This window comes from Schinkia acidoalkalinis (assembly GCF_054301215.1).
Genome location: NZ_CP182573.1, coordinates 3875904 through 3901425, shown reverse-complemented (window position 1 = coordinate 3901425; position 25522 = coordinate 3875904). Strand labels below are relative to the sequence as shown.

Annotated in this window: 24 protein-coding genes, 1 tRNA gene and 3 pseudogenes; 4 read left to right on the top strand and 24 right to left on the bottom strand. The window is 36.2% G+C overall.

The window, feature by feature from the left end; all coding sequences use genetic code 11:
* Nucleotides 1–2 precede the first annotated feature (2 nt).
* From ACNQFZ_RS19880 to ACNQFZ_RS19840, 9 genes and pseudogenes are all read right to left on the bottom strand, one after another.
* Complete coding sequence (locus ACNQFZ_RS19880; RefSeq protein ID WP_458413033.1) at nt 3–3299, bottom strand: SbcC/MukB-like Walker B domain-containing protein; 3297 nt, start codon at nt 3297–3299, stop codon at nt 3–5.
* Complete coding sequence (locus ACNQFZ_RS19875; RefSeq protein WP_458413032.1) at nt 3296–3895, bottom strand: DUF4194 domain-containing protein; 600 nt, start codon at nt 3893–3895, stop codon at nt 3296–3298. Before ACNQFZ_RS19875 ends, ACNQFZ_RS19880 begins: the two co-directional genes overlap by 4 nt.
* Nucleotides 3896–3943: 48 nt before the next feature.
* Complete coding sequence (locus tag ACNQFZ_RS19870) at nt 3944–5365, bottom strand: Wadjet anti-phage system protein JetA family protein (RefSeq protein WP_458413031.1); 1422 nt, start codon at nt 5363–5365, stop codon at nt 3944–3946.
* Between the two features lie 813 nt (nt 5366–6178).
* Nucleotides 6179–6739, bottom strand: coding sequence for a hypothetical protein (locus tag ACNQFZ_RS19865; protein ID WP_458413030.1), 561 nt, complete (start codon nt 6737–6739; stop codon nt 6179–6181).
* A 49-nt stretch (nt 6740–6788) separates the two neighbouring features.
* The gene (locus ACNQFZ_RS19860; RefSeq protein ID WP_458413029.1) at nt 6789–7553 is read right to left on the bottom strand and encodes an ImmA/IrrE family metallo-endopeptidase; all 765 of its coding nucleotides are present in this window, start codon (nt 7551–7553) and stop codon (nt 6789–6791) included.
* 14 nt (nt 7554–7567) lie between these two features.
* Nucleotides 7568–7948: a helix-turn-helix domain-containing protein gene (locus tag ACNQFZ_RS19855; RefSeq protein WP_458413028.1), complete on the bottom strand. Its 381-nt coding sequence runs from the start codon at nt 7946–7948 to the stop codon at nt 7568–7570.
* 665 nt (nt 7949–8613) lie between these two features.
* Nucleotides 8614–8940 (bottom strand): hypothetical protein, encoded by a 327-nt coding sequence (locus tag ACNQFZ_RS19850; protein WP_458413027.1) that lies wholly within the window; start codon nt 8938–8940, stop codon nt 8614–8616.
* Between the two features lie 247 nt (nt 8941–9187).
* On the bottom strand, nt 9188–9352 hold the full coding sequence (locus tag ACNQFZ_RS19845) for a nucleotidyltransferase family protein (protein ID WP_458413026.1): 165 nt from the start codon (nt 9350–9352) through the stop codon (nt 9188–9190).
* Nucleotides 9353–9412: 60 nt separating this feature from the next.
* A pseudogene (locus ACNQFZ_RS19840) lies at nt 9413–9631 on the bottom strand (DUF7695 domain-containing protein); the annotation flags it as partial.
* An 883-nt stretch (nt 9632–10514) separates the two neighbouring features.
* Here ACNQFZ_RS19840 and ACNQFZ_RS19835 point away from each other — a divergent pair.
* Together ACNQFZ_RS19835 and ACNQFZ_RS19830 are read left to right on the top strand one after the other, a co-directional pair.
* Nucleotides 10515–10694 carry a helix-turn-helix domain-containing protein gene (locus ACNQFZ_RS19835; protein WP_458413025.1) on the top strand — a complete coding sequence of 60 codons (180 nt, stop codon included), beginning with the start codon at nt 10515–10517 and terminating at the stop codon, nt 10692–10694.
* Between the two features lie 114 nt (nt 10695–10808).
* On the top strand, nt 10809–11936 hold the full coding sequence (locus ACNQFZ_RS19830) for a tyrosine-type recombinase/integrase (RefSeq protein WP_458413024.1): 1128 nt from the start codon (nt 10809–10811) through the stop codon (nt 11934–11936).
* Nucleotides 11937–12044: 108 nt separating this feature from the next.
* On the opposite strand, the gene ACNQFZ_RS19825 is transcribed toward ACNQFZ_RS19830, so the two are convergent.
* The 4 genes and pseudogenes from ACNQFZ_RS19825 to ACNQFZ_RS19810 all read right to left on the bottom strand — a co-directional run bounded on the left by ACNQFZ_RS19825 (nt 12045) and on the right by ACNQFZ_RS19810 (nt 14311).
* A tRNA-Sec gene (locus ACNQFZ_RS19825) sits at nt 12045–12141 on the bottom strand.
* Between the two features lie 153 nt (nt 12142–12294).
* A pseudogene (gene tnpB, locus ACNQFZ_RS19820) lies at nt 12295–13208 on the bottom strand (IS200/IS605 family element RNA-guided endonuclease TnpB); the annotation flags it as partial.
* 152 nt (nt 13209–13360) lie between these two features.
* A pseudogene (locus ACNQFZ_RS19815) lies at nt 13361–13466 on the bottom strand (helix-turn-helix domain-containing protein); the annotation flags it as partial.
* A 692-nt stretch (nt 13467–14158) separates the two neighbouring features.
* Nucleotides 14159–14311: a hypothetical protein gene (locus ACNQFZ_RS19810; RefSeq protein WP_458413023.1), complete on the bottom strand. Its 153-nt coding sequence runs from the start codon at nt 14309–14311 to the stop codon at nt 14159–14161.
* 148 nt (nt 14312–14459) lie between these two features.
* Here ACNQFZ_RS19810 and ACNQFZ_RS19805 point away from each other — a divergent pair, with 148 nt between their 5' ends.
* A complete protein-coding gene (locus ACNQFZ_RS19805) occupies nt 14460–14885 on the top strand; it encodes a DUF2621 domain-containing protein (RefSeq protein ID WP_458413022.1) in 426 nt (141 codons plus the stop codon).
* Nucleotides 14886–14938: 53 nt separating this feature from the next.
* Here the strand turns inward: ACNQFZ_RS19805 and ACNQFZ_RS19800 are convergent, their stop codons facing one another.
* The 8 genes from ACNQFZ_RS19800 to ACNQFZ_RS19765 form a co-directional block, all read right to left on the bottom strand.
* Nucleotides 14939–15421 carry a CcdC family protein gene (locus ACNQFZ_RS19800; RefSeq protein ID WP_458413021.1) on the bottom strand — a complete coding sequence of 161 codons (483 nt, stop codon included), beginning with the start codon at nt 15419–15421 and terminating at the stop codon, nt 14939–14941.
* Nucleotides 15422–15510: 89 nt separating this feature from the next.
* A complete protein-coding gene (locus tag ACNQFZ_RS19795; protein WP_458413020.1) occupies nt 15511–15873 on the bottom strand; it encodes a response regulator in 363 nt (120 codons plus the stop codon).
* 90 nt (nt 15874–15963) lie between these two features.
* Complete coding sequence (locus ACNQFZ_RS19790; RefSeq protein ID WP_458413019.1) at nt 15964–16671, bottom strand: cytochrome c biogenesis CcdA family protein; 708 nt, start codon at nt 16669–16671, stop codon at nt 15964–15966.
* Between the two features lie 136 nt (nt 16672–16807).
* Nucleotides 16808–17878, bottom strand: a complete 1071-nt coding sequence (mnmH, locus tag ACNQFZ_RS19785) for a tRNA 2-selenouridine(34) synthase MnmH (protein WP_458413018.1) — start codon at nt 17876–17878, stop codon at nt 16808–16810.
* Nucleotides 17879–18055: 177 nt separating this feature from the next.
* On the bottom strand, nt 18056–18268 hold the full coding sequence (locus tag ACNQFZ_RS19780) for a YneF family protein (RefSeq protein WP_458413017.1): 213 nt from the start codon (nt 18266–18268) through the stop codon (nt 18056–18058).
* Between the two features lie 87 nt (nt 18269–18355).
* Nucleotides 18356–18805 (bottom strand): sporulation inhibitor of replication protein SirA, encoded by a 450-nt coding sequence (sirA, locus tag ACNQFZ_RS19775; protein WP_458413016.1) that lies wholly within the window; start codon nt 18803–18805, stop codon nt 18356–18358.
* A gap of 331 nt (nt 18806–19136) precedes the next feature.
* Complete coding sequence (gene tkt / locus ACNQFZ_RS19770) at nt 19137–21137, bottom strand: transketolase (protein WP_458413015.1); 2001 nt, start codon at nt 21135–21137, stop codon at nt 19137–19139.
* Nucleotides 21138–21265: 128 nt separating this feature from the next.
* Nucleotides 21266–21508: a DUF896 domain-containing protein gene (locus ACNQFZ_RS19765; protein ID WP_458413014.1), complete on the bottom strand. Its 243-nt coding sequence runs from the start codon at nt 21506–21508 to the stop codon at nt 21266–21268.
* A gap of 178 nt (nt 21509–21686) precedes the next feature.
* Here ACNQFZ_RS19765 and lexA point away from each other — a divergent pair, with 178 nt between their 5' ends.
* Nucleotides 21687–22310, top strand: a complete 624-nt coding sequence (gene lexA / locus ACNQFZ_RS19760; protein ID WP_458413013.1) for a transcriptional repressor LexA — start codon at nt 21687–21689, stop codon at nt 22308–22310.
* A 53-nt stretch (nt 22311–22363) separates the two neighbouring features.
* On the opposite strand, the gene glnA is transcribed toward lexA, so the two are convergent.
* The 3 genes from glnA to ACNQFZ_RS19745 form a co-directional block, all read right to left on the bottom strand.
* Nucleotides 22364–23698 (bottom strand): type I glutamate--ammonia ligase, encoded by a 1335-nt coding sequence (glnA, locus tag ACNQFZ_RS19755; RefSeq protein ID WP_458413012.1) that lies wholly within the window; start codon nt 23696–23698, stop codon nt 22364–22366.
* 51 nt (nt 23699–23749) lie between these two features.
* Nucleotides 23750–24145, bottom strand: coding sequence for a MerR family transcriptional regulator (locus ACNQFZ_RS19750; RefSeq protein WP_458413011.1), 396 nt, complete (start codon nt 24143–24145; stop codon nt 23750–23752).
* A gap of 103 nt (nt 24146–24248) precedes the next feature.
* On the bottom strand, nt 24249–25514 hold the full coding sequence (locus ACNQFZ_RS19745; RefSeq protein ID WP_458413010.1) for a methionine gamma-lyase family protein: 1266 nt from the start codon (nt 25512–25514) through the stop codon (nt 24249–24251).
* Nucleotides 25515–25522 lie beyond the last annotated feature (8 nt).

Genomic DNA, 25522 nt, shown 5'->3' with positions numbered 1-25522 from the left:
CACTACACTCCCTCGTGCATTTCAACAATTCCTATTTCCATCAAATCTACCTGGGTTCTAAGAACAGGTAAAACAACTTCACATTCATTACCAATCAGCTCTGTCTTATCCGGAGCACAGAAAATCATCTGAAGATTCTGCTCTTTCATAAATCCAAGCATGATTTTGACATTAGTTGGATCCATTTTTGCAAATGGCTCATCGATAAATACAAGTCTTGTTGAGTTAAGCTTATCATTGTAAATCATTAACAATGCCGATAACAAAATAAGCATATATGGAATCTGAACTTCAGCACCAGAATTATAACCAGACTGTTTTGAAAGCTTCGCTGACTTAAGAACATCATTTGTAAGTAAGATTTCGTATGTCATATAATTACGATAATCTGCATAATGCTCAATCTGATCCTTATCGTTACTCCCAACAATTCGGTTAATAATCTTCCGTATCTCCTTTTCCAGCTCTTCTCCCTTATCATCTGAATATGATGTCATAGCATCAAAAGTCATCTGACTTGATGTAGTTCCGAGTTCCTCTCGTTCTTTTAAGTAACTAGCATATTCAAGGATTTTTCCATAATCAGAACCATCCTTAACGTACTTAACATCAAATGCATATTTCGACTTAAATTTCAGTCTTGCTAATTCCGCATTTATTAACTTCAAATCATCTCTTGCTGCTTCACAGGACTTCAACACAGTAAGCACAAACTCATTCTTAAATATTTCTTCATATCGTCTGGTTTGTTCTTTTAACTTCTGCTGTATCTCCTGCAAATCATCCATCCAGATTCTAGATTTTCTTGACTCATATTCAGCTCTGGATTTATCAGACAATGGTAAACGATTATCTGCAGCTCTAGTAGCATTATATGAAGCTTGAGCTCCTTTAAGCTTCTCGTCTGCTTCTCTAAGAGAACGTTCTGAACGCGCTCTATCCTTCAATATGCCACCAGCACTGCCTGGACCATTTGCAATATGCTTTTCGTAATCGTCAATAGCCTTTGCATATACTACATTATTAGTCATTTCTAATTCTTTCAAATTACTCTCTATACTTGTGATACTCTCATTCTTTTCATTCAGCCTGTTTTTGTTTATCCCATATTCCGTCAGCATAGCAGATTTGTCGTCACGAACTGCATTCTGTTCTCTATTCACAGCCTCAAGATTCTGCTCGAGTCTAGATACTTGCTCAGCAAGTTCCATATACTCTTGGTTATTCTTTTGAGCGTCTTTCAAACGTTCTAATTCATCCTGTTTTTTTGCACAATCCATTAATACTTCATCATACAATCTGCAAGCATCGAAATTATTCTCACCAAAAAACTCCATAGCTGTTTCTAGATATGACTTCTTTGATTCTTCCTGCTGCAATCGCTCATGAGATTCCTTGTATTCAGCAGTTAATGCTTCCAATGCTTTTGTAGCTTTTATTCTGTTTAGCTCAATAGTTTCCTGTCCTAAACAGTAAAACCCTATTTTATCGAAGCGCTGGAAGAAACTATCCATAGCAACGGATACTCTGCCATCTTTTGATATAGCGTTCTCGTAATTCTTAACCTTGTCCTTTGTAGTTGCATGAAAACGCCCAAGCTGGTAATCAAAATATTGCTTTGCAACCGGATTCTTTACTTCAATAAATTGAACAACTGAATCCTCTTCAGGTGTTATCTCTTTTTTCATTAAAAGCTTTGTATTGAATAAATGCGCATACCTGTTTTTCGATACATTAAGCACATCATCTGCAATGTCATAATACTCCGGCTCAACCAAAATAGTATATCTCCGTCTCCCAAGATAGCTTTCAATTGCATCTCGCCATGACTCATCTGTCAAACCGATAACATACTCACATGCAAAACAAGCTTTAAATGTTATGCCTCTTTTTTCAAATTCTCTGTTAATCTCATTCTTTAATGCGACATAATCAGGTATTTCTGAAAATGTTGTCTTCTTAGAATTACAATCATTAATAACCTGTTGCCACTTTGATTGTTGCTTTCTATTTTCTGTTAATTTATCCTTAACTCTGGTTATTTCAGCTAAGATCTCATCTCTATGATCTTTGATTTCCTTTAAAAGATAATCAACACTGCTTTCTTTTTGAATCTTTGAGAAATTATCCAAAGTTAATGAAGACAATACATCCTGCTGTTCAATTGCCTGGTTTTCTTCATAAAACCAGGATAACAGTTCACATACTCTTGTCTGGAATTCAATAAGAGCGTTCTTTTCATTTTCAAGTTTCTCTTTTTCAGCCTGTGCATTCTGCAAAGCCTGCTCAGCTTCTTCAATTGCTTTTGCACAGTCCATAGAATTCAAATTATCTTTCGCTTTATTGTAAGCTACACGAAGTTCTTTTTCACGGGCAGCAATTGCTTCAAGCTTTTTTTCATCTTCCGCAATCTGTCTATTAGCAATGTCCATTTTTCTTGTAGCTTCTTCGATGTCTTTTTTGCATTTCAAGAATCTTTTATATGCAATCTTTACATCATCCGCAAGGATGACATTTCTAGCATTCTGCAAGCCGTCAAAAAGCTTGATTATATTGCTAAGTTCTTCAATTTCAGCGGCAATAGTAGCAAAATTCTTATTCAAATTATCAATATTATTTTTGGCTTCTACCAGCTTTGAGAAATCAACCTTCTTTTCCTCTAATACACTTTCTCTGATAAACTGATCAATCTTAGCATTTGGATCATAGAACATAATGCTACGAAGTTTTCTTCGGAAAGATGCTAACTGCTGCTCATTCAAGCGAAGTCCGGTTCGCTGCATGAATTTGAGTACGCCCTCTTTTACATCCATCATTTTTACACCCAGAACTTTCTGCAATTCTGATGTACTATATGGAATGATCTGTCCGTTATCTTCGTATGTATGAGCGATGTTCTCAAGTTTCTCATTCTCTAATACATATCTTCTGGTTACAAATCCATTACCAGAGTCTGTATCTATTACTGTTCCAAGGATAAAACTCTTTCCAAGCTCCACCTCCGCCATTTCAAGCACAATATGTGTATATACATTTGGCATCTGGTCTGCAGGTCTCATAAAGGTGGCTGCAGTGGCATCAAGCAAACCTCGTGTATACGAAGTCACCGTTCTGCTTCCTTTATTCTCTGTAGACTTATTAAATACTGTATCCCCGTACAATGCATATTTTATGGCATCCAACAAAACTGATTTACCATTTCCATTCTTACCCGCAATTAAAGTGAAGAAGCCTATGGGTACAGTAATCCGGCTAAATCCATACCAGTTGATCAATCGAATTGATTTCAATCTGATCATTCCACATCCTCCTCATCTTCATCACTATCTGAATTCTGTTCTTCTAGGTCATCTTCTAGCTGGTTGTTCTTCATGTATTCCGCAGAAACTGTCTGGAATTGTGCAACATCCCAACCAAACTGCAATGACGGATACAATGTGATAATAGCATCTTCCGACTTATCCTTTGGATCATAATCAACCAGATCATATTTCTTAAAAATCTTCATAGCTGCTGATAACTTTTTACTATCCATGTCTACTTCATATGCTTTGACTTTATCAATAAAATCACCACGCATTACAACATTCTCATCACTATATCCCAGGTTCTCCAGATATACTTCCCAAAGCACAAGCAGCAGATGGTATTGCTCTGTTGTGAAAGTCACAACATTTGCTCGTTTTAATCCTACTGCTTCTTCATCAGCCTCATGAGGCTTAAGCATTGCAATTCTTACATTTGTATCTACTAATACATCAAATCCAATCATACGCAAGTAATCTGAAACATCCTGTCTATTTGATTCTCTTGATATAAATGCATACAGTTTCTCTTCCTTGTCACCAACGATGAACGTTGAATCCAACAACTTACGAATGCAACGCTTGAACAATATGTTATTTTCTTCTTTTACAGAAATGTTTAATTTGATATCACTCATTTAATTCTTCCTCTTAATTCGTATATTGCTTATAGTTGCAACTTCTGTTTCTATAGTTCCTTCCAAGAATTCAACCTCATACGGAAAATCTCCAGTCCCAGAATATATAATACAAGCTGCTACCATCATGGCATCATCTCTGGTTTTGACCAACGTCTCATCCGGTATTAAACTTGCCTTACCTTCAAGTAAGTTATCAAAGTAACTTATTGCTTGCTTCACGCTGTACCTGTCCGGATATTCGTATAACAATTCCTTAGTAAGTCTTGCTTTTTCTTCATCTGATAATGAACTGGTAATAATAGCTCCACTCTTTGTATTCGGTTTGCGTTTCTTTCGACGTTCAATTGATTTTCTTCCAACATATTTGTATGACTGCAAGCCAAAACACTTGGAAATAGAATCAATAATATCCTTCTTTTCATTTGGATCAAAATCCTTAATTGTCATCAGCAAGTCATTTAAATATGTCTGCATATTTACATTATTACTTAAGACCATAAGGATTCTAGTAGAGTACAAGCTGTAATAGTTATTAATTTTCTTATCTATGTAATCTATCTCTTTGACATAATCGTAGCTAATAAAACCTTGCACTTCAGAAAGCTGGCTATCTACTATTTCACGAGCTGCGACTTCGGTAGCGTTATTTGTTTTCTGATATTCCTTAATCATATTTCCATAGACTTCCGTATTGGTAATATGTCTAAGCATTTTTTCAATTTCAGAAATATATCCGGGTATTAAACCATCCTTCTTTATGAAAAAATAATCATTAAAGAAAGACTCCATCATTTCATCTTTGATAAGGAACTGTCCTAATTCATTGGTCTCTGTCATTTTTGTAATTATGCGCATAATAGACCTAATGCTATCTTTAAGCACCAACAGTTCATTTTTTAAGTCTGAAACACTATCCGTTACCGGCACCAGAATATTGGAATATGGTCTATGAGTTCTGCCATGATCTATAAATGCAGAATGCAGAATATCATAAATGGAGAAAATGTGGTTAGTTAAAGCCGCACTGGTATCACGATTAAAGATTCTCTCTATCGAATCAATCATCTTCCTACAATAAGGCGTAACAGTAGCAATATTGTCACCATTTCTTCCAATCTCACGCTCTGAAATCCAACCACAATATCTGAAATATCTTAGAATTGCGCTGGCATTTTCAGTTTCTGATTTCTTGCTGCTAATATTCTCATCAGCATTCCCAGTGTTATCTTCCTCTTCCATCGTGTAAGAATAGTTACGAAGACACAAAATCAAAATGTCTCTGGCATCCGTTTCATAAAGAAGCGGAACGGACTTTGACTTTTCAATGAGCTGTAAAATGCATTCATAATATATCCTTTTATTTTTACAACATAGCGGATTAAAAAAACAATCGTATTCCACAGTATCAAACAGGATCATATTTCTCCCGCCTCTCAAATACCTAATTCATATTGCACTACTTAGAATCAAAACATACAGTATTCAATACAGATTTCTGATTTAAATAGTTGAATCTAATTTACACTTAATGGTATAGGAAAAATTACCCACTTATATAATATCATTATAGATTCATTAAATATAATTAAATTTACTAGAATTACTTTTATTCATTTTTAAAAGCCAACAAAACCGATAAAGGAGCGAGATAACCATCTAATGATGACTCTCCCACTCCTAATTGTAATTCTTCAATTACCTCTGTATTGAGCCTTGGATAGTTTGCAATTGTCTTATTCGAGCTTATAGTGGTCCTATACTAGCTATCAAATCGTTTATTTCACTTTCGAAAATTGCTATAGCTTTTAAAAACCTCATATATTTATGTATGGTTCACTCCGATTAATCCCAAAAAACTTAAATGTGATACCAATCCAATTCACGAACTCTTTCTCCACATCTGGCCAAAACATGAAATGGACGCAATCATCTTTCGATAATTGCTCCCTTTTGTTGAATAGGTACCTTCAATCGTAGGTTTCAAATTGCCTTGTCCTGTGTTTTTATAATCTTCTTTTAAAATACCTAGTAAATTTTATCGCGATATTCATTCTTGTTCTTTGTAAAAAAGGACTGTCTTAACAATCCTTCATAGAAGTATAAAAAACATGCTTATTTTCGGTTATTGATATTTCGGAATATAGAGTTTTGGTTTTTTAGCCACCTCAAATTATCCAAAATTTGCTCGTAAAAGATGCCATTTTGAAAAAAATAAACCGAGTTTAACTCGGTTTATCTTGAATTCTTACTATATTTAGAGGCTAAAAGTGCTAACATATCATCCAATTTCTTTTCATCTTTTGCCTTTTTATTGTTTGCATCCATTCTTTTACGTTCTTGTTCAACCAAGGTATTTACTTTTATCCTTCTTCCATGATCGGTAATAATTTCGTTTAAGACAGTATACCAATCTTTGACCAATAAATCAGGGAATTCTTGCTTTCCTCTACCACCATCTTTAAAGGCTTTATCATCAGTTTTCATAAAAGGAATTCCAAAGTAATCCGCATATATAGCAGAAACAAATTCCCCTTTGTCAGGTTCCGCTATTTGAAAACCATGGGAGAAACCAATGTCGAACATCATTTTTTCTATAAGTGGTCTGTCTTCCTCAATAATATGTACATCATGCTCAATGACTAAAATGGAACTATTGATTTTATAATCATCAAATTTTGTGGAGATAAAAGAAAATTTATCACTTTTGTTCCACTTACTTATTTCATTTTCAACAACATCCGCAACAACAATTTTATCATAAGTCCAAAAAAATTCAGGTAGTATGTTGCCCAAACACACGTTAACCCAAATATTGGTATCACATATTGGGTATTGAGAAAAATCAGGCTTCATACTTGTTTTTTATGCTTTCTATTAATGCTAAGATCGATTCTGCTTTTTCAATGGAAATACGACCTTGCGATAGGTTAAACTCAATATTTTCATAGAGTTTTGGTGATACATAAAAATCATTTGTTGGGCAAATTAAAGAATCATCACCAATGAATTGGTTGGTTTGACTTAGTAGGTCAGCCTCTCGGCTTTTACTTCCAAGGGCGAATCTTCGTGCGATAGAATCTTTGTATTCAGGAAAGACTTGAGTAAGTCTGGTTAATAACGCTCCGTAGCTTACTCTAAAATAATGTTGCATTCGGATAAGCTGTTCGTACCTTGGAAAGCGTAGGTCAATTCGATATCGACGGACATAACGCCTCACGGCTTTTTCTGGCATTAGAATACATCCTGCAAATGACTCTGCTTTATACTCGATTGCGTCATATTCAAGATCAGATAATAAACTAATCCCTCCACCTTCACCTGTATAGGCATGATAACATTCGTGCCAAGCCGAAAAATGCTGTCTCCCTAGCCTGTGCGAACTATTAACAAACACGCAATTGATCCCACTTTTATTAATATGAAAACCAGATAACTGGTCATCTGTCGGAAATTTCACAATAAAATATCCCAATTGCTCCAAAGTTTGGAAAGTGTCCTGAATTGGCTGTTCCTCATCAAGATACTTTTTTCGAAACTCGGCTGCAATTGGGATTACAGAACGATATAGCTCTTTTTTATCTGATGCTGTAAGCTTACCTATAGACAAAAAACCACCTCGTATTACCGCACACCAATCTTTTCTTGCATGACCATCTCGTCAAACAATAAATTAGCTATTTTAACGGTTTCTTCTATTTCACTATTCAAGTCGTTTGTTCTAAAACTAATGGAAGCTAAATTATCCTTATCTTTCATGACAAGTTCATCTGTTGTCATATCAAGGATTTTACTAATTGCCTTGTACATTAGCACATTAAAAGAACGAGATGCTACTTCAATACTGGTTAGTAGCCTTGGTTCTATACCAACTTTTTCGGCTAATTCTTCAGTTTTCAGACCTAATTGGTTTCTCTTTTCAAGGACCATTTTTGCAAGCTCATAGCGGGTATATTTTGGTCGTTCAGAATCAGTGAACTGAACATAATTCCAAATATTTGCCATATTATCCCCTTACCTTTCTTTACTTCATTTTATATTATTTTACAAATGTTTGTAAATTGTTTTGTTATATGATTTTGACAATATTTTGAATTTACCACGGGGGCAATCACTGAGGCACTAAAACTTTACCTCTCCAAACAACTAATTACACCTCTTATTCAAGAAAATGGCCCGTTTGTTCAACAAAGCTTAACATTTTTCTCTATAAACCAGACTGTCACTTTAAGTACATTATTTCACAGACTTTGTATTTATAACTTGCATGATTGAATATAACGTTGAAGAATGCGTGTAGTACTTTATTAAGTGAATAAATCATTTTGAAGTTATTCTCAAATATGGTAGATCACTCTACTGGAAGTAAGTACAGGCAATTTGTCACTTTACTTGGAGCCTCTGCGGGCATGATTATAAGCCATGAAGCCAGGTGTATCAAAGATTCTGGCTCAGCCAAAACAGGCTATCATGCCCGCCTCTCCAAATAAAGTGCACGTCTCTACAAGAGATAATCTATTAGTCTGTTTGTTAAATCTTATACGTGAAAAGCTTTACTTTAGCCATTTTTCTTTAATAAGCACTATAGAAACAATAGGCGATTATTGTGAACTGGTGTTATCACACACTATCGTTTCCTATTCCGCAACTAACTAACCGAGTAATAGTTTCTATTGCTTACCCTGATTTAAGTCGTTATTTCTTTTAATTTCCTCATTAAAAATTTCTTGAGCAGCTTTTTCATGTACTGATTCTCTCATTTCCTCAAATTCAATCAAGTCAGTATCTGTAATCTTTCCAATAGCTTGGCTTAACTTCTTAATCGATTCAATCTTCCCTTCGGGTCCATTTATTTTTTCGAAATTTTGATCTTTTCTAAAAGATTCAAAACCATCTGTTGATGCTTTTGCCATCTTTTTCAATGCTCCACCATTTTTATCAAATGCTTTGTTTGCAATTTCCCGAATCAGATTTTTTCTGTCCTGCTTATTATTCATATTACACCTACTCCAAATTAATATGTGCAAATTTCAAGTTCGCTTGCACTTGATTATTGGCTGATATATGGTGCTGTCATTTATTATTTTGGTATAAAATGTAAAAAATGAAAAGAGTAGTCATTTCAAAGATATATAACCTCTTTTAATATCTGATCTCGTAATTCAGTCTTTAAAGCATTTGTTGTCACTAAATCAACAGGAATACCAAATAGGTCTTCTAAGAAATATTTTATATCCATGAATTCTAATCATTGGATTTACCTAACTCTATTAGTATATCAATATCACTTGAATCTTGTTGTTCATTTCGAGCATAAGATCCAAATATTCCTATCTTTACAATGACGAACTGTTCTTTTAGAAATTTTTTTGATTCTCTAATTTGTTCTTCTACAAATTTTCTTTGCATATAATCCCACCCGTTTATATAGGATTAGTAAAGTAATTAACTATATTTCTTGTTTTCGGATTATGAATGATTTAGCAGAAAGAATAACAATAATATCCTAATTAAAATCCAAATTGCCCTTTCTAATTTGAACAGTAATAATTTAAAACTTCTTATTAAGGTCAACAGATTATTCGTATTCTGACAAATCATCAAAATGAAGATTAGGGGAATGTCTGGAAAGGAACGTTTAGCATACACTAATCCACCGTCAATTGAAACCTTTCCACACATGCATACTTTATAATCAGCTCACATTTTGATTCAATAACATCATGACAATGCTTGCATTTTTTAATATTTCTTTTTAGCTTTCTCACTACAAATCCCCACCTAATCTAACCTATTTACGCTGTTAATATAAATAATCCCATATTCAAGTTTTTCTCTCACAATTGTAAAGCATTTACTTTTCTATATCACGTCTAGTTATTATTACTTTATTAATGAAAAAGATACAGTTGATCCGGCCTTTATTTCTGTATCATACTGTACCACTCATTTTCATTATAACAGACCATCAACTTCTCACTAGTTCACATAATTACTCCCGGAAGTAATTTTTTTTACGAACTCAGTTCATTTTGCCTGACTCAATAACCTTGATATAACGGACTTTTTTGAACTCAACGGAATCAAAAATATCAGCCGATTTTCAATAACAAAATTGACAAGCAAGGTGTCACTGATTCGAATCCAGTACGACCATCAAATCAACGTTATCAAGGGTTGAAGCCATTTTAACACACTTTGAAATAAAAGTGGCCGTGGTTATGCCCGACTCAACTTTCCCTTCATTAATAGGTTCTATTTTGAGAGCACATGCTCCTGTAAGAGACAAAACTAACTTCTAAAAGATTGAGAAGAATATTGAAGAAATTCAAAAAGAACGTGAAGTATCTTACCAAGTTGATAACTAGATAAAAATCAAACAAAAAATTATACAAAAATAGACCTACAAAACTATTGCATTTCTATACTATTTATGAATATAATTAAATTATAGAAACAAGTTAACAAAATTTTAATAATCAACATATAGACTCAGAGGAAGCACCTCGAGCTTAGTTGCCTAAAAGCAACTAGTTCGAGGTGCTTTTTTATGTTATTAGGAGGAATTTGTATGCGGTACGAGGATTTAAAGGATGTGCTAACTGTTAAAGATGTCATGGAGTTTTTAGGAATAAGCAGAGCAAAGGCTTATGAGCTCGTTAATTCTGGGCAGTTTCATACGGTGAGAGTTGGTACCAGAATTCTCATACCCAAAATATCTATTCAGAAATGGTTAGAGGGAGAAAAATAAAATTCCGCGGCTCCTACCTCATTTCACCAAGGTTTAAACCAATAAACACCAAGTCATACTAATAATGGTGATACGAGTTTAGGTGCCCAGTCATTTCAAGGAGGTAGTTGAACTATGACTGGTCGCATAACCAAAGACAAAAAGACAGGTACCTATTATTTTACAATTGAAGTGGGTACAAAAGGAAATCGAAAACGAAAGGTTCAAAAGAATTTCAAAACTAAAAAAGATGCGAAAGCAGCTCTGGATCTAGCTATAGCCGATCTTCATAATGAAGTGGATAACAATGAATCATCAAAAGAGAGTCTATCCTTGGGTGATTATTTAGATTATTGGCTTAAATCATATGCCAAACCAAACACTTCACCTAACACCTACAGAGGGTACGAGCAAATCATCCGTGTTCATTTAAAACCAGGATTAGGACATATCCAGTTACAAGACTTAACCGCTTTACAATTACAGGATTATTATATAGATAAACTAGAAGATTTATCTGCTCAAACGGTCAAACATCATCATCGATTGTTATCGAAAGCGTTAAATGATGCGGTAGATTGGGAATTTGTCAATAAAAGTGTGGTTCAAAAAGCGAAACCGCCCAAGCCTAAAAAATTCAGACCCACTTTCTATTCGAAAGAGGAATTAGACCGTCTATTTGAAGCAGCAAAATCGAGAACTATCTATTACCCAACAATATACACAGCGGGTCATACGGGCGCGCGCTTAGGTGAGTTACGTGCTTTGCAGTGGAAAGATATTGACTTTAATCATCGACGCCTGTCAATTACCAAGTCCTCTTATCTGGAAGGGGGTAAAGTACAAATCCGGGATCTAACCAAGGGTGGAAAAGATCGAACCATTGTCATTGGACAAAAACTTATGAATTTTTTAAAGAGCCATTACGATTGGCATCAGGAGTTAAAGAACCGTTTAGGAGATGGCTTTAATCCCAATGACCTCGTGTTTTTCAATTCAAAAGGGGATTATATTGACCATCGTGAGCTACGCCGAGCCTACAAAAGTGCGGTTAAACGAGCAGGATTAAAGGATTCCCGTTTTCATGACACAAGACATTCTCACGCTTCCATTTTGCTACAAAAAAATGTGCATCCCAAAATTGTAAGCGAACGATTAGGTCACTCAAAAATTGGAATCACATTAGATATATACAGCCATGCCATTCCTTCTCTTCAGGAACAGGCGGTTGAAGTATTTGATGACGAAGATGATCACGAATAGCCAATTTGCTCATTTGGCACCCTAATGGCACCCGGGTTTTAAAAAGGGATTGAAACCAGGCTTGCTGCATCACAAGCGAGAAGTTTCAATCCCTTGATATGTAAGGTTTGGCGGGACCGTGTGAGAATCGAACTCACCTGACCACGCACGGTAGTCACGGACGGTTTTGAAGACCGCGGAGGACACCAGTACCCCATCCGACCCCATCAAATTATTATTACCTAATACCTTGTTCATTATACTAACTTTACTAGATTTAATCAACGGAAAAGCCTTGTAACTATTCGCAAATATTGAACCCTCTCATGGCTAAAGCCACGAGATTCCTACGTACAGAAACCTATCGGTTTCTATTAGATTAGGCTATCTCCACAGTTCCTGCGGTTAATCGCAATGCTTCATTGCGAATATTGATACTTGCGTTAAGGTCTCGTTGGTGATGGCTTTTGCACATTGGGCATGTCCATTCACGCAAAGCAAGGTTTTTAACGTCTTTATGTTGGTGTCCACAATTTGAGCATAGTTGACTGGAAGCAAAAGTTTTCGAAACGATTACTACTTGCCTTCCATACCATTTGGCTTTGTACTCTATCATCGTTCTAAATTGTGACCACGATACTTCACTAATTGCTTTAGCAAGATTTCCATTTTTAAGCATATTGCTTATCGACAAATTCTCAATCCCAATGATGTCGTGATTTTTGACAATATGAGTTGAGATTTTATCTAGCATATCCTTCCTTGCATTTGCGATTTTTTCATGGATCTTTGCAACTTTTACACGTTGTTTATGCCAATTAGAAGAATTTATTTGTCGTCTGGAAAGAATACGTTGTGCTTTTGCTAATTTTTCTTCTAATGTGCGGAAAAATTTTGGATTTTCGTATACTGTACCATCGGAAAGTGTAGCAAAATCTTTAAGTCCTACATCAATTCCCACTGCCGAGCCTGTTTTTTCTAATGGCTGTACTTCCGTTTCTACAAGAATAGATACAAAGTATTTGCCAGTCGCATTTCGCCTAATCGTAGCATTCATAATACGACCGTTGGCTTCTTTGCTTTTTGCAAAACGTACAAGGCCAAGTTTAGGAAGTTTAATATGCTGATCTAAAACAGCAATATTGCCATTCACATATTTTGTTGTGTACGATTGAACAGGATTTTTTTAGATTTAAAACGAGGTTCATTATTTTGTTTTTTATAATATCTTGTGTAAGCATCGTGGACAATTTCAACAGACTTTTGAAGAGCAATACTATCGACTTCTATTAAAAAGGGATACGATTCTTTTAATTCAGGAAGGGCTTTTATCGATTTGTTTTTATTGAAACATTCACCCTTCCAATTATTTTGGGGAAGTTGACCATTCTGAACCATTTCATTCACGATATGCCAATACGCATCTTGCTGTTTTTGTTTTCCTACAAAGTAATTATAGACGAAACGACTACAACCAATAGTTTTAGCAATTAAAATTTCTTGTTGTTTAGTGGGATAGATTCTAAATTTGTATGCTTTTTTCACCCTCATTTTTAATTCACCCCGCCTTCAGATCCTTTTAACTCGGAAACTTTTTAAATAGAAATCCTCCTGATACACTTTTTGATTACTACCTTTTAAAACAAACGTGTGTTCTGCTCACTTACATATATAATAACATATGTCCTAGATTTAATCGAGAGTATTTGTTCTAAAAATGTATTATTTTTCTAACTACAGAATTAAAATATGTCGGACAATTGACGTGTCCCAAGACACGCCTTGTCCGAAGCCGATTCATCTCATGATTAAAATCACAAGTGTTCTCGGCTATATTATAAAAAAACTTAGATGCTAAATTTAAAAAATCCTTTATCACTGCAATTTGGGCCAAACTGAATCTTCAAATATTAATATTAGTAAAGTACAAGTCACTCCTGCATTCCCATTTTTCATTTAATACCTTGTTTCGGGCACATGAAACCATCTTGAGTCCCTGTTCCCTAGTTTAAAACTATGTTTTGGACATGTGAGAACGTCTTGCGTCCCCTTTCTTTGGTTATAAACCTTATCTTGGGTACGTGAAATCATCTTGCGTTCCCGTTTTATTGTTTAGAACCTTTTACTGAGCACGTAAAACCGTCTCGCGTTCCCTTTAGCCCAATCCAAAGCTATATTGCGCACGCAAAAAAATAAGGGCCTCCACAATTTGGATAGCCCCAATTCCTCCAATTCAATTCTACCTACCCATCACTCATTTTCGTTCTAGTAGGATTAATCGCCTTTTCCATTTCTTCAGCAGCCATCACATTATCAGCCGCACTCATGGCGTCGCTGAATGGTTTGCCTTTTTGGCTGCCGCCATTTGGATTATTTCTTCTCCTTTTATTCGTCATGGATTCACACCCCTTTCACAATCATTAGACTTCCTTAATCCTTGGAAGAATATTCATTTTTGCCTTCTATTCGTTTTCAATGGTTTATATTAATAATTCCTGTTAAAATAGGGAATGACAAATGTTTGGTAATAATAGAGGTGGAATCATGTTTAGTAGTTGGACACAATGGTTAATTCTTTTTTGGACAGTCTTTTTAGTCGTGATGCTGTTTATCGGCGGCTTTTTTATGTTTCGAAAGTTTTTGAAGAAACTCCCAAAGGAAGATGGCAAATCCATTATGGATTGGGAGGAGCATTATGTAAATGAAACTCGTGAGCTATGGCCGGATGAGGAAAAGCAACTTTTAAATGAACTTGTTCAGCCAGTGCCAGAGCTTTTCCGTGATGTCGCGCGACATAAAATTGCAGCTAAAATTGGCGAATTGGCTCTTGAGAAAAAGGCAAGCCAGATTACGGAAGGGTTAATTATTGAAGGTTATATTAAAGCGACGCCGAAGCGTGACCATAAATTTTTACGAAAAACACTCGTAAAAAAACAAATTGATATTGCACCATATGAGCATTTATTTTAAACAGAACTGCCACTAAAAAAGGTTGTTCGAACGCCCAAGGGCGCCCGGACAACCTATTCCTCTACAATCTTTAAATTTACTAATGTCTTTTCAAGTCGTTTATATGAATATAGCATCGCAAGTCTCCATGGTAAGATCATTCCAAAAGCTAAAATAAAGAACATCCCACTTGTTTGACCGAAGGAAATATAGTGTCCAAGAATGGATTTCAGCAGGATACGGAGAAACAATAGTCCAAACAAGATGAAAATAAATGCTTTCGATCTCTTTAAATAAATATGGTCATCACGAATTTCAAATTTTGATGTCTTAATTAAAAGGATAGAAAATAACATACCGACTGTAAAGGCTTCAGCGAATTCAGCAACTGTTACGCGGAACAGCGGTTGAGTGAACATTAAAAAACCTGAGCTCATAAAAACAGGAGGTAATATAATCTTTTTAGCATTTGTTGGTTTTTTGGCAGCTTTCATACGCACAAAGATCACGAATATAGCCATTAAAAAAGCTCCAATAGATGAAACAGCTATTAACATGAATGGATCACTCATTTCATTTACGATTATGAATAGAAAAACCACTTATGACCATAATACGAGATCTTAAAGTGGCTTATTTGGCAGAACTATTTTTCCAATACTCTTGATACTGCTTCAAGGACACGGTTTTCATCAAATGGTTTGACGACAAAGTCCTTGGCACCCGATTCTATTGCCTCAACAACAAGCTTTTGTTGCCCCATTGCCGAGCACATAATAATCTTTGCATTTGGATCGATTGCTTTTATTTGTTTAACAGCCTCAATACCTGTCATTTCAGGCATTGTAATATCCATTGTTACGATGTCCGGATTGAGCTCTTTATATTGTTCAATAGCTAGTCGGCCATTCTCAGCTTCCCCTATCACTTCATGGTTGCCTTTTTGCAAAATATTAGTAAGGGTCATTCTCATAAATTTTGCGTCATCAACAATTAATATTCTAGCCATTTTTTCATCTCCTTACAAGACATTTGCGCCGAACATTTTATCCATTTAAGACTAACTTATTATATTATAACTTTTATAAGTTTACCACTATTAAAATCCTTGAAAACCACCAAAAATACCAATTAAATATGTTGTAATTTTTGTCATCCAGTCAAAGAAAAGGAAAATACCCATGATAATCATGACGTAGCCGCCAATTTTAATAATTTTGTTGCTATGCTTTTTAATCCAATGCATTCTGCCGATAAAAAAGGACAAAATGAAAAATGGAATCGCAAAACCTAATGTATAGGCAATCATGTATAGCATCCCAGATCCTGGATTTGAAACACTTAATGCAATAACCGCTGCTAAAATAGGACCTGTACATGGAGTCCACCCAGCTGCAAATCCCATACCAATTAGGATGGATCCAATAAAACCTGAAGGACGGCTTTTAAAAGTAATGACACGGTCCTTCATTAGAAATTCCGGATTCAAAACGCCGACAATCACAAAGCCAAAAAAGACAATTAAAATTGCGCCAATTTGCCTGATTAAATCATTATACTGCATGAAGAACTTGCCTATAAATGACGTTGACATTCCCAACATAATAAAGATGCTTGAAAAACCAATCAGAAAGAAGATTGTATGCAGCATGGCCCGCTTTTGCATGATTGCATTTTCTTCTCTTAATTCCGTGACCGAAATGCCTGTTATGTACGATAAGAATGCTGGATATAATGGTAAGCAGCATGGCGAAATAAAAGATAAGAAGCCTGCGCCAAATGCTAGAAAGAGATTTACATCTGCCATAAATGAAACAACTCCTAGAAGAGGATAATCGAAATACTTATATTAGTCTATCAAATCTTCACATAAATTCATAACGTTTTAATCTAACAGTTTTGTGACTATTGAAGTTATGTATTTGAGAAAGGACTGCTAACGATTATCTTGTCAGCAGACCCATATTTTTAACAATCGATTGAATTTCAGATTTTATTTTCTCCACACCGTCTTCAACACCTTCAATTGTAACAAAACGGATCGGTGTATCATATTGATTGGCGGCAAACGTATATTTAGGATCATAATATTCTTCCAGCAATAGTTTTACAAATAATTCGTACTCGCGATTATTCAAACTTTCTAAGCATTGATTATAGAGGCTAGGAGGCATGCGCTTTTTAATGACCTCTAAGGCACTCTTAAATTCTTCTTGGTACTCAAGAGTTCCATATGTGTTAATAATTGCCTTTACCCTGCTTTCGATAGGAGCGTGTACATGGATTCTTGTCCCGTTATCTTTTCCTTCTAAAATAAAATCCGGAATAATAATTCGTCCAACCCTTTTACTTTCAGCTTCAATTAAGATGTAAGGAGCATCTTTCAACTCCCTCAGCCGTTCTACTAATTCACGCTCAAACTCTTTTTGTGATTTTGGAGATAACCCAATGCCGCCGAAGGTGGAACCGCGATGAGCGGCAAGCCCCTCTAAATCTAAAACCGGATAGTTTTCTTCTTGTAGGGCTTCTAAAATGTCTGTTTTATGAGTGCCCGTGTTTCCTTCAAGAACAATGTAGGGTTTAGACATATTGGAGAAAGATTCAAGTTCCACTTGAATTAGTTTTCGATAGCTGCGAATCCCGCCTTCAAGTTGAATTAAAGGCAGTTTCATACTAACCATAAAAGAAACGATGCTCCCGCTTCTCATCCCGCCTCTCCAACAGTACACAATGATTTTTTTGTGTCTATTCTCATTTACAACTTTCTTGAATTTTGCAAACAAATCAGGGAGTTTATTTGAAATAATTTTAATACCTAATTCAATTGCCTGCCCTTGCCCAATTTGTTTATAAGTAGTGCCGACCTGCGCTCTTTCATCGTTTGAAAACAAAGGTATACTTAAAGCGTTTGGTATATGAAATTCTTCGAATTCCCCCGGGGAACGAACATCTATATAGATTGCGTCTACCTTTAGTGCTTCCGCAATTGTAATCGTTGGTATTGAAACCTGCATTCATTGTCATCCTTTTTTGCATAGTATTCGTTTTATCTTTTCATTATATTATTGAATTTATGCCTTTTCAAATCGAAACGGGCTCCCTCATTTGTGTTTGGCACCGTATACTAACGTTTTTAGTACTTTGGATGCTTAGCACGATCTGAGACAGCCCACTTATAGTAAGAAATTTGTCTATTTTTTTTGAAGCTTGTTCATTTGTGACATCATTTGATTTATTTTCTTTTGTGATGGCTTTTGGCCCATTTGTGACATCATAACCTTTAACATTTGTTCATTAATTGGTGGATTGTTCTTCAAATAATTTTCCATGTATTTTCTAGCAACAAAGAAGCCGATTGCGACACCAGCTAGAAGTGCTAGAACACCTGTAACTACATACCACATAAAAAATCTTTCCTCCTCATAGTTGTCCTATTTTTAAAGTTTACAGGAACATCTATCAATACACAATAGTTTTCAATATTTTACATGTCAAATATAGCGTTCCTGCTTAATAGGATTCAACCACCCGAAATGTCTGTTATCAAAATCCATAGCCAAAAAGCACGGATTATATTTGCGCAGGACTTCGAAAATATGCGTTTCTGCATCATAGCTTCCTTCAGAGGATAACTTTATAAAGCAATCGTATATTTCAAGCTTTGCAAAAGAATAATTTTTACACGTATTAGGTTTATATATTAATTGCGTTGTTTGTTGATGATGCACCGTCTCAACCGATAGATTTCTTTCAATAAATCGGTTTATATCAATAACGGAAATAGGATTTGTAATATATTGGATTTGGTTCATTAACATTTGTAAACGAACTGGATTGTGTTCTTGTAATTTTTCGAGAAATAAATTAAAAATCAAAATTTCTTTTCCAAAATATTCGTAGGCAACGTCTTCTTTTAGAAGATATATAAAATAGTTTCTCATACCAATTCCCCCTACTACTTTCTCTATTAAAGAGTATAGACGAAGTAGAGAGAAATGATTGTCACCTACTGGTGAAAGAATCCACTAGTTTTGTCGAATATAAGAAAAGCGCAAGCGACCGTTCAGCGACGTATGGACTGGAGCGCATCGACTGAGATAAAGGAAACACGATGTGCCGCCAGGCGAATCGATGTTGACTTATCGTAGGGAGATGAGCGAAGTCCACTAGTTGCTGGTCGCTGGAGCTAGACAATAAAAGCGCAAGCGACCGTTCAGCGCATGCATGAAGAGGCTGACTCTTTATCGGGGTCAGCCTCCCACAGCTCTATTTTTAAAGCATTTCTTTTACTTTTGCCACTACATTTTCAACTGTAAAACCATATTCTTTCATGATTTTTTCACCTGGTGCAGAAGCCCCAAATTTATCAATTGCGATGATTTTACCTTCATCACCTGTATAACGATCCCATCCTTGTGATGCAGCCATTTCTACAGCTACTCTCTTCTTCACATTCTTCGGTAATACAGATTCTTTGTACTCAGAAGATTGTTCTTCAAAGCGATCCCATGCAGGCATACTGATAACGGATACGTCAATTCCTTCTGCCTTAAGAACTTTTTGTGCCTCAACAGCTAATTGAACCTCAGAACCTGTTGCTAAAAGAAGGGCGTCTGCTGTTTCTTTTTCTGATTTGCTAATCACATAAGCACCTTTTTTAACGCCCTCATATGCTTTTTCAGCTGTTCCTTCAATTGTTGGTAAGCCTTGACGTGATAGAACAAGTGCAGTTGGTCTAGTTTCACTTTCAAGTGCCACTCTCCAAGCTGCCACAGTTTCATTGCCATCAGCTGGACGTATCGTTGATAAATTAGGCATTGCACGTAAAGAAGCTAATTGTTCGATTGGCTCGTGAGTAGGTCCGTCTTCACCAACCGCAATACTATCATGTGTAAATACGTATGTGACCGGCAAGCCCATTAATGCTGCCAAACGAATAGCAGGACGCAGGTAATCAGAGAAAACAAAGAATGTTCCACCAAATGCTTTTACACCACCATGAAGTGTCATACCATTTAATGCAGCACCCATTGCAAATTCGCGTACACCAAACCAGATATTACGGCCGCTGTAATCAGCTGATGAGAAATCGCCTTGATCTTTCATTGCTGTTTTGTTTGAACTTGCTAGGTCTGCAGAGCCTCCGAAAAATTGAGGAACTGCTTTAGCAATGGCATTAATTGCTTGTCCAGATGTGTCACGGCTTGCAGCTTTCGAGCCAACTTCATATTTTGGAAGCTGTTGTTCCCAACCTTCTGGAAGTTTACCTGAAATCGCTAACTCTAATTGTTGACCTAATTCAGGATATTTTTCTTTGTAATCAGCAAATAATTGATTCCAAGCTTCCTCAAGCTGTCCACCTTGCTCTTTAACTTCTTCGTTGAAATGAGCGTAGACTTCTTCTGGTACATGGAAATCTTCTTCAAATGTCCATTTATAAGATTCTTTTGTTAGCTTCGCTTCATCCTGCCCAAGTGGAGATCCATGGGAAGCAGATTTACCAGATTTATTAGGTGAGCCGTAGCCGATTGTTGTCTTTACTTCGATTAAAGTAGGACGGTTTACATCAGCTCTTGCTTCCTCAATCGCTTTTTCAATTTCATCTAGATTGTTTCCATCTTCTACACGTAGAACCTGCCATCCGTATGCTTCATAACGCTGCATCACGTTTTCAGAGAACGACCGGTGTAGGTCGCCGTCTAAAGAAATATCATTTGAATCATATAAAATAACTAAACGTCCAAGCTTCAAATGGCCTGCTAAGGATGCAGATTCCCCGGAAACACCTTCCATTAAATCGCCATCACCGCAAATGCTATATGTAAAATGATTGATAATTTCAAAGTTTTCTTGATTATATTTAGCGGCTAAATGTCTTTCTGCCAATGCCATACCAACAGCAGTAGCAACACCTTGTCCAAGCGGACCTGTTGTTGCCTCAACTCCAGATGTGTGGCCATACTCAGGGTGTCCTGGCGTTCTTGAACCCCATTGACGGAAATTTTTCAAATCATCTATGCTTAGATCATAACCACTTAAGTGTAATAGGCTATAAAGCAACATAGAACCATGACCTGCTGATAATACGAAACGGTCACGGTTAAACCATTTTGGATTTGCTGGATTTTGATTCATAAATTTTGTCCAAAGCTTATAAGCCATAGGAGCAGCTCCCATTGGCATTCCTGGGTGTCCAGAATTTGCTTTCTCAATTGCATCAATAGATAAAGTACGAATCGAACCGATCGCTAATTGTTCGATAGATAATGACATTTATTTCATCCTTCCTAAACTTAATACTCGGTTTCCATAATATACTGAAAAAACCATTAGTTCAACAAAATTCCTCTCTCATTATACCGTTATTATTAGGTAATAGGCTAGATTTTATCGCAATTAAATCAATGTAACATTTGATTATTTCTTCGCCGTTTACTTTCCTGGAGTTTTTCTGGAGTGACGTCATTCCCTTCTACATCCATAACTCTTACATTATGGAGCGTGTCCTCAAATGATTTGCGAAAATTCTTAATGTATTCTTCTCTCAGCTTTTGCTGTTCCATCTTTTCTTCCTTAGTAAGACCAATTGTTTTTGCTTTTTTCGACAATTCATTAATTCGATTTATTTTTTCTTTCGATAACAATTTTACTACCCCTCTTATTTTTTCTTTTCTTCATTATTTTTTACTATATATTAATAGTAATGTCCAGAAATCATTTTTTTCTCCATATAAGAACAAAAATTCTCGAACTTACGTTTGTAATCTCTTGCCAATTTTGTTATAATTCTATTAATATATGGGATAAGAGAGGTGCAACGTTATGACAAAAATCTCGAAAAGGCAACAGGATATCCTAGATTTTATAAAGCAACAAGTCAGTGAAAAGGGATATCCGCCATCTGTAAGAGAAATCGGAGAAGCTGTTGGACTCGCTTCAAGTTCAACTGTTCACGGCCATTTAGCTAGACTTGAAAAAAAAGGATATATTCGTAGAGACCCAACAAAGCCAAGAGCGATCGAGATTTTAACCAATGAAGACACAAACATCATACCAAAAGCGGAAACTGTTAATGTCCCTATTATTGGTAAAGTTACAGCTGGTATACCAATCACAGCTATCGAGAACATTGAAGATTACCTTCCATTACCAGAAAGGTTGATTCCACCTGACGGCAATGTATTCATTCTTGTAATTGAAGGAGAAAGTATGATAGAGGCTGGCATTTTTGATGGTGATTTAGTCATTGTTCGCCAGCAGCATACAGCATTAAACGGTGATATTGTTGTAGCGATGACAGAAGATGATGAAGCAACCGTTAAACGTTTCTTTAAGGAAAAAGATTATATTCGCCTGCAGCCTGAAAACTCTAGTATGGATCCCATTATTGTTCGTAACATTACAATATTAGGAAAAGTGATCGGACTTTATAGGACCATTGATTAATCGTTGAAAATATGCAAAAAACCTCAACACCAAGGTGTCGAGGTTTTTTTTGATTAATAATGAGTCATATATTGTTCGCGTTCCCAAGCCGTAACCGTAGTACGGAACATATCCCACTCAATTTCTTTTGCTTCAATGAAATGTTCTGAAATATGCTCACCTAAAGCATCCATAATAATCTCATCAGCTTTTAACTTCTCTAAAGCCTCTCCTAAATTAGCAGGTAGATCAGTAATTCCGTGTTCTAGACGCTCTGCTTTATCCATTACATAGATATTTCTGTCCACAGATTTTGGAGCCTCTAGCTGATTTTCGATTCCATCAAGACCAGATGCTAGTATTACACTTAATGCTAAATAAGGATTTGCAGATGGGTCAACACTACGGACCTCAAGACGTGTGCTCATTCCTCTTGCAGATGGAATACGAATTAACGGACTTCTATTTTTTGCTGACCAAGCAACATAGCATGGTGCCTCATAGCCTGGTACAAGACGTTTATAGGAGTTTATGATAGGATTACATACTGCTGTAAAAGCTTCAGCATGCTTCATAACACCAGCAATAAAATGATAAGCTGTTTCACTTAATTGTAATGGGCCATTTTCATCAAAAAACGCATTTTCTTTTCCTCTGAATAGCGATACATTACAATGCATTCCTGAGCCAGCAATACCAAATACTGGTTTAGGCATAAATGTTGCATGTAAGCCGTGTTTACGGGCAATTGTTTTTACCACTAGCTTAAATGTTTGGATATCATCACATGCTTTTACTGCATCTGCATATTTAAAATCAATTTCATGCTGGCCAGGACCGCACTCGTGGTGGGAAGCTTCAACATCAAATCCCATTTCCTCAAGCTCAAGCACGATATCACGGCGGCAATTTTCACCAAGGTCGGTTGGTGCTAAGTCAAAGTAACCACCTTTATCGTTTAACTCTAAAGTAGGCTCACCTTTTTCATCTAATTTAAATAAATAGAATTCAGGTTCTGGTCCAAGATTAAATGAAGTAAATCCAAGCTCCTCCATTTTTCTTAACTGACGCTTTAAGTTTCCACGTGGGTCACCTGCAAATGGAGTGCCATCCGTATTGTAAATATCACAAATTAAGCGCGCCACTTTCCCTCTCTCAGTTGTCCAAGGGAATACAATCCATGTATCATAGTCAGGATATAAAAACATATCAGATTCTTCGATACGAACAAACCCCTCGATGGATGAACCGTCGAACATCATTTGGTTATCTAACGCCTTATCAATCTGACTAATAGGAATTTCAACATTTTTAATCGTACCTAACATGTCTGTAAATTGTAGGCGAATAAATCTAACGTTTTGTTCTTCTGCCATTCTTTTGATATCTTCTTTAGTATACTTTGCCACCACTAGTTCCTCCCAAAGGTTCAGAATGTATAATTTAAAAGTGTTGCTACTTTAATAAAAAAATTTTGAACTGTCATTTACCTGAGTCTTGCCAAAGCGGCCAGCTTGAATGAGTTCTTTTCGTAGCAGTCGCCTTAGTTCAGCATCAGATAATTCCTGTTTCACATCAGTTAGCTGTTCAGTTTGTTCCATGAATTTCTCATCTGCTTTCACAGCAAAGATTTGTTTAATCCCGGCTAAATTCACACCTTGTTCGATTAATGATTTAATCTCTAATAGGCGATCAACATCATTAAAAGAAAACATTCTCCGGTTTCCTTCGGTTCTTGCAGGATGAATCAATTCATTTTCTTCGTAATAACGGATTTGTCGTGCGGACAATTCAGTAAGTTGCATAACGATTCCAATTGGAAATAGCGGCATCGTTCGGCGAACGTTATCACCCATTACTGTGCCCCCTTCAAACAATATTACCTTGTTTAATATGCTTTTTATAATACATGATGTTAGGTTACCTGTCAACACCGTGTTAGAAAATCTAACATGGTGTTTATTTTAATAAATTTTTCTCCATTAACTGATTAATTGCAGTAATAAGCGCAATTTTTACATGTTCATAGGTGAGCCCACCTTGAACATATGCTTCAAACGGTGGCCTCATCGGTCCATCGGCCGTAAGCTCAATACTTGCCCCTTGAATAAATGTACCTGCGGCCATGATGACATCATCCACATAGCCCGGCATATAACTTGGCTCAGGTTTTACATGCGCATTTACAGGCGATGAAAATTGGATGGCTTGGCAAAAAGCAATCATCATTTCCCGATTCTGAAATTGCACAGATTGAACAAGATCTGTTCGTTTTTGGTTCCACTTTGGATATGTATGGAAACCGTATTCCTCTAAAAGGGCTGATGTAAAAATAGCACCCTTTACAGCTTGTCCCACAACATGTGGTGCCATAAAAAAGCCTTGATACATTTCCTGAAGGCTGTATAATGAAGCACCTGCTTCTCGGCCTAGTCCCGGTGCCGTTAAGCGGTAAGCACACTGTTCAACGAGTGCTTCCTTGCCAACAATATAGCCACCGGTTTTGGCAAGACCGCCGCCCGGATTTTTTATCAAGGAGCCAGCAACTAAATCTGCTCCTACATGCGTTGGCTCTAACTCTTCTACAAACTCACCATAACAATTATCTACAAAAACAAGAACATCTGGTTTGCATTCCTTTACAAAACCAATCATTTCTTTAATTTGTTCAATCGTAAACGAAGGTCTCGTCGCATAGCCTTTAGACCGTTGAATACCGATTAATTTTGTGTTCGGTTTAATCGCTTTTGCAACATTTGGAAAATCAATATCTCCCTCAGTTGTCAGATCAACAGTTTCGTAGGAAATATTAAACTCTTTTAGCGAGCCATTATTCTCTCCTCGAATCCCTACTATTTCCTCCAATGTGTCATAAGGTTTTCCTGTAATATAAAGCAGTTCATCGCCAGGTCTAAGCACACCAAAAAGGGACAGCGTGATGGCATGTGTCCCTGAAATAATTTGTGGGCGCACTAAGCCGGCTTCTGCCCCAAACACTTCCGCATATACTTTTTCAAGCGTATCCCTTCCTGTATCATCATAACCATATCCAGTAGAAGGGTTAAAATGAAAGTCAGCGACATGCTGATTGCGAAACGCCTCCAATACACGATACTGGTTTTTTTCAACAATTTCATCCATTTGCTGATGTAAAGGTTTAATTTTCTCCTCGATTCTATTAACTACTTCTTTTATCTTTTGTCCGTTGCTAAAATTCTCGTACATGCTACTCT

Coding starts and splice junctions, on each gene's coding strand:
- ACNQFZ_RS19880 (WP_458413033.1), bottom strand. CDS start 3,299: ATGATCAGATTGAAATCAATTCGATTGATCAACTGGTATGGATTTAGC.
- ACNQFZ_RS19870 (WP_458413031.1), bottom strand. CDS start 5,365: ATGATCCTGTTTGATACTGTGGAATACGATTGTTTTTTTAATCCGCTA.
- ACNQFZ_RS19855 (WP_458413028.1), bottom strand. CDS start 7,948: ATGGCAAATATTTGGAATTATGTTCAGTTCACTGATTCTGAACGACCA.
- ACNQFZ_RS19850 (WP_458413027.1), bottom strand. CDS start 8,940: ATGAATAATAAGCAGGACAGAAAAAATCTGATTCGGGAAATTGCAAAC.
- ACNQFZ_RS19845 (WP_458413026.1), bottom strand. CDS start 9,352: ATGCAAAGAAAATTTGTAGAAGAACAAATTAGAGAATCAAAAAAATTT.
- ACNQFZ_RS19835 (WP_458413025.1), top strand. CDS start 10,515: ATGCGGTACGAGGATTTAAAGGATGTGCTAACTGTTAAAGATGTCATG.
- ACNQFZ_RS19830 (WP_458413024.1), top strand. CDS start 10,809: ATGACTGGTCGCATAACCAAAGACAAAAAGACAGGTACCTATTATTTT.
- ACNQFZ_RS19810 (WP_458413023.1), bottom strand. CDS start 14,311: ATGACGAATAAAAGGAGAAGAAATAATCCAAATGGCGGCAGCCAAAAA.
- ACNQFZ_RS19805 (WP_458413022.1), top strand. CDS start 14,460: ATGTTTAGTAGTTGGACACAATGGTTAATTCTTTTTTGGACAGTCTTT.
- ACNQFZ_RS19800 (WP_458413021.1), bottom strand. CDS start 15,421: ATGTTAATAGCTGTTTCATCTATTGGAGCTTTTTTAATGGCTATATTC.
- ACNQFZ_RS19795 (WP_458413020.1), bottom strand. CDS start 15,873: ATGGCTAGAATATTAATTGTTGATGACGCAAAATTTATGAGAATGACC.
- ACNQFZ_RS19790 (WP_458413019.1), bottom strand. CDS start 16,671: ATGGCAGATGTAAATCTCTTTCTAGCATTTGGCGCAGGCTTCTTATCT.
- mnmH (WP_458413018.1), bottom strand. CDS start 17,878: ATGCAGGTTTCAATACCAACGATTACAATTGCGGAAGCACTAAAGGTA.
- ACNQFZ_RS19780 (WP_458413017.1), bottom strand. CDS start 18,268: ATGTGGTATGTAGTTACAGGTGTTCTAGCACTTCTAGCTGGTGTCGCA.
- sirA (WP_458413016.1), bottom strand. CDS start 18,805: ATGAGAAACTATTTTATATATCTTCTAAAAGAAGACGTTGCCTACGAA.
- tkt (WP_458413015.1), bottom strand. CDS start 21,137: ATGTCATTATCTATCGAACAATTAGCGATCGGTTCGATTCGTACTTTA.
- lexA (WP_458413013.1), top strand. CDS start 21,687: ATGACAAAAATCTCGAAAAGGCAACAGGATATCCTAGATTTTATAAAG.
- ACNQFZ_RS19750 (WP_458413011.1), bottom strand. CDS start 24,145: ATGGGTGATAACGTTCGCCGAACGATGCCGCTATTTCCAATTGGAATC.
- ACNQFZ_RS19745 (WP_458413010.1), bottom strand. CDS start 25,514: ATGTACGAGAATTTTAGCAACGGACAAAAGATAAAAGAAGTAGTTAAT.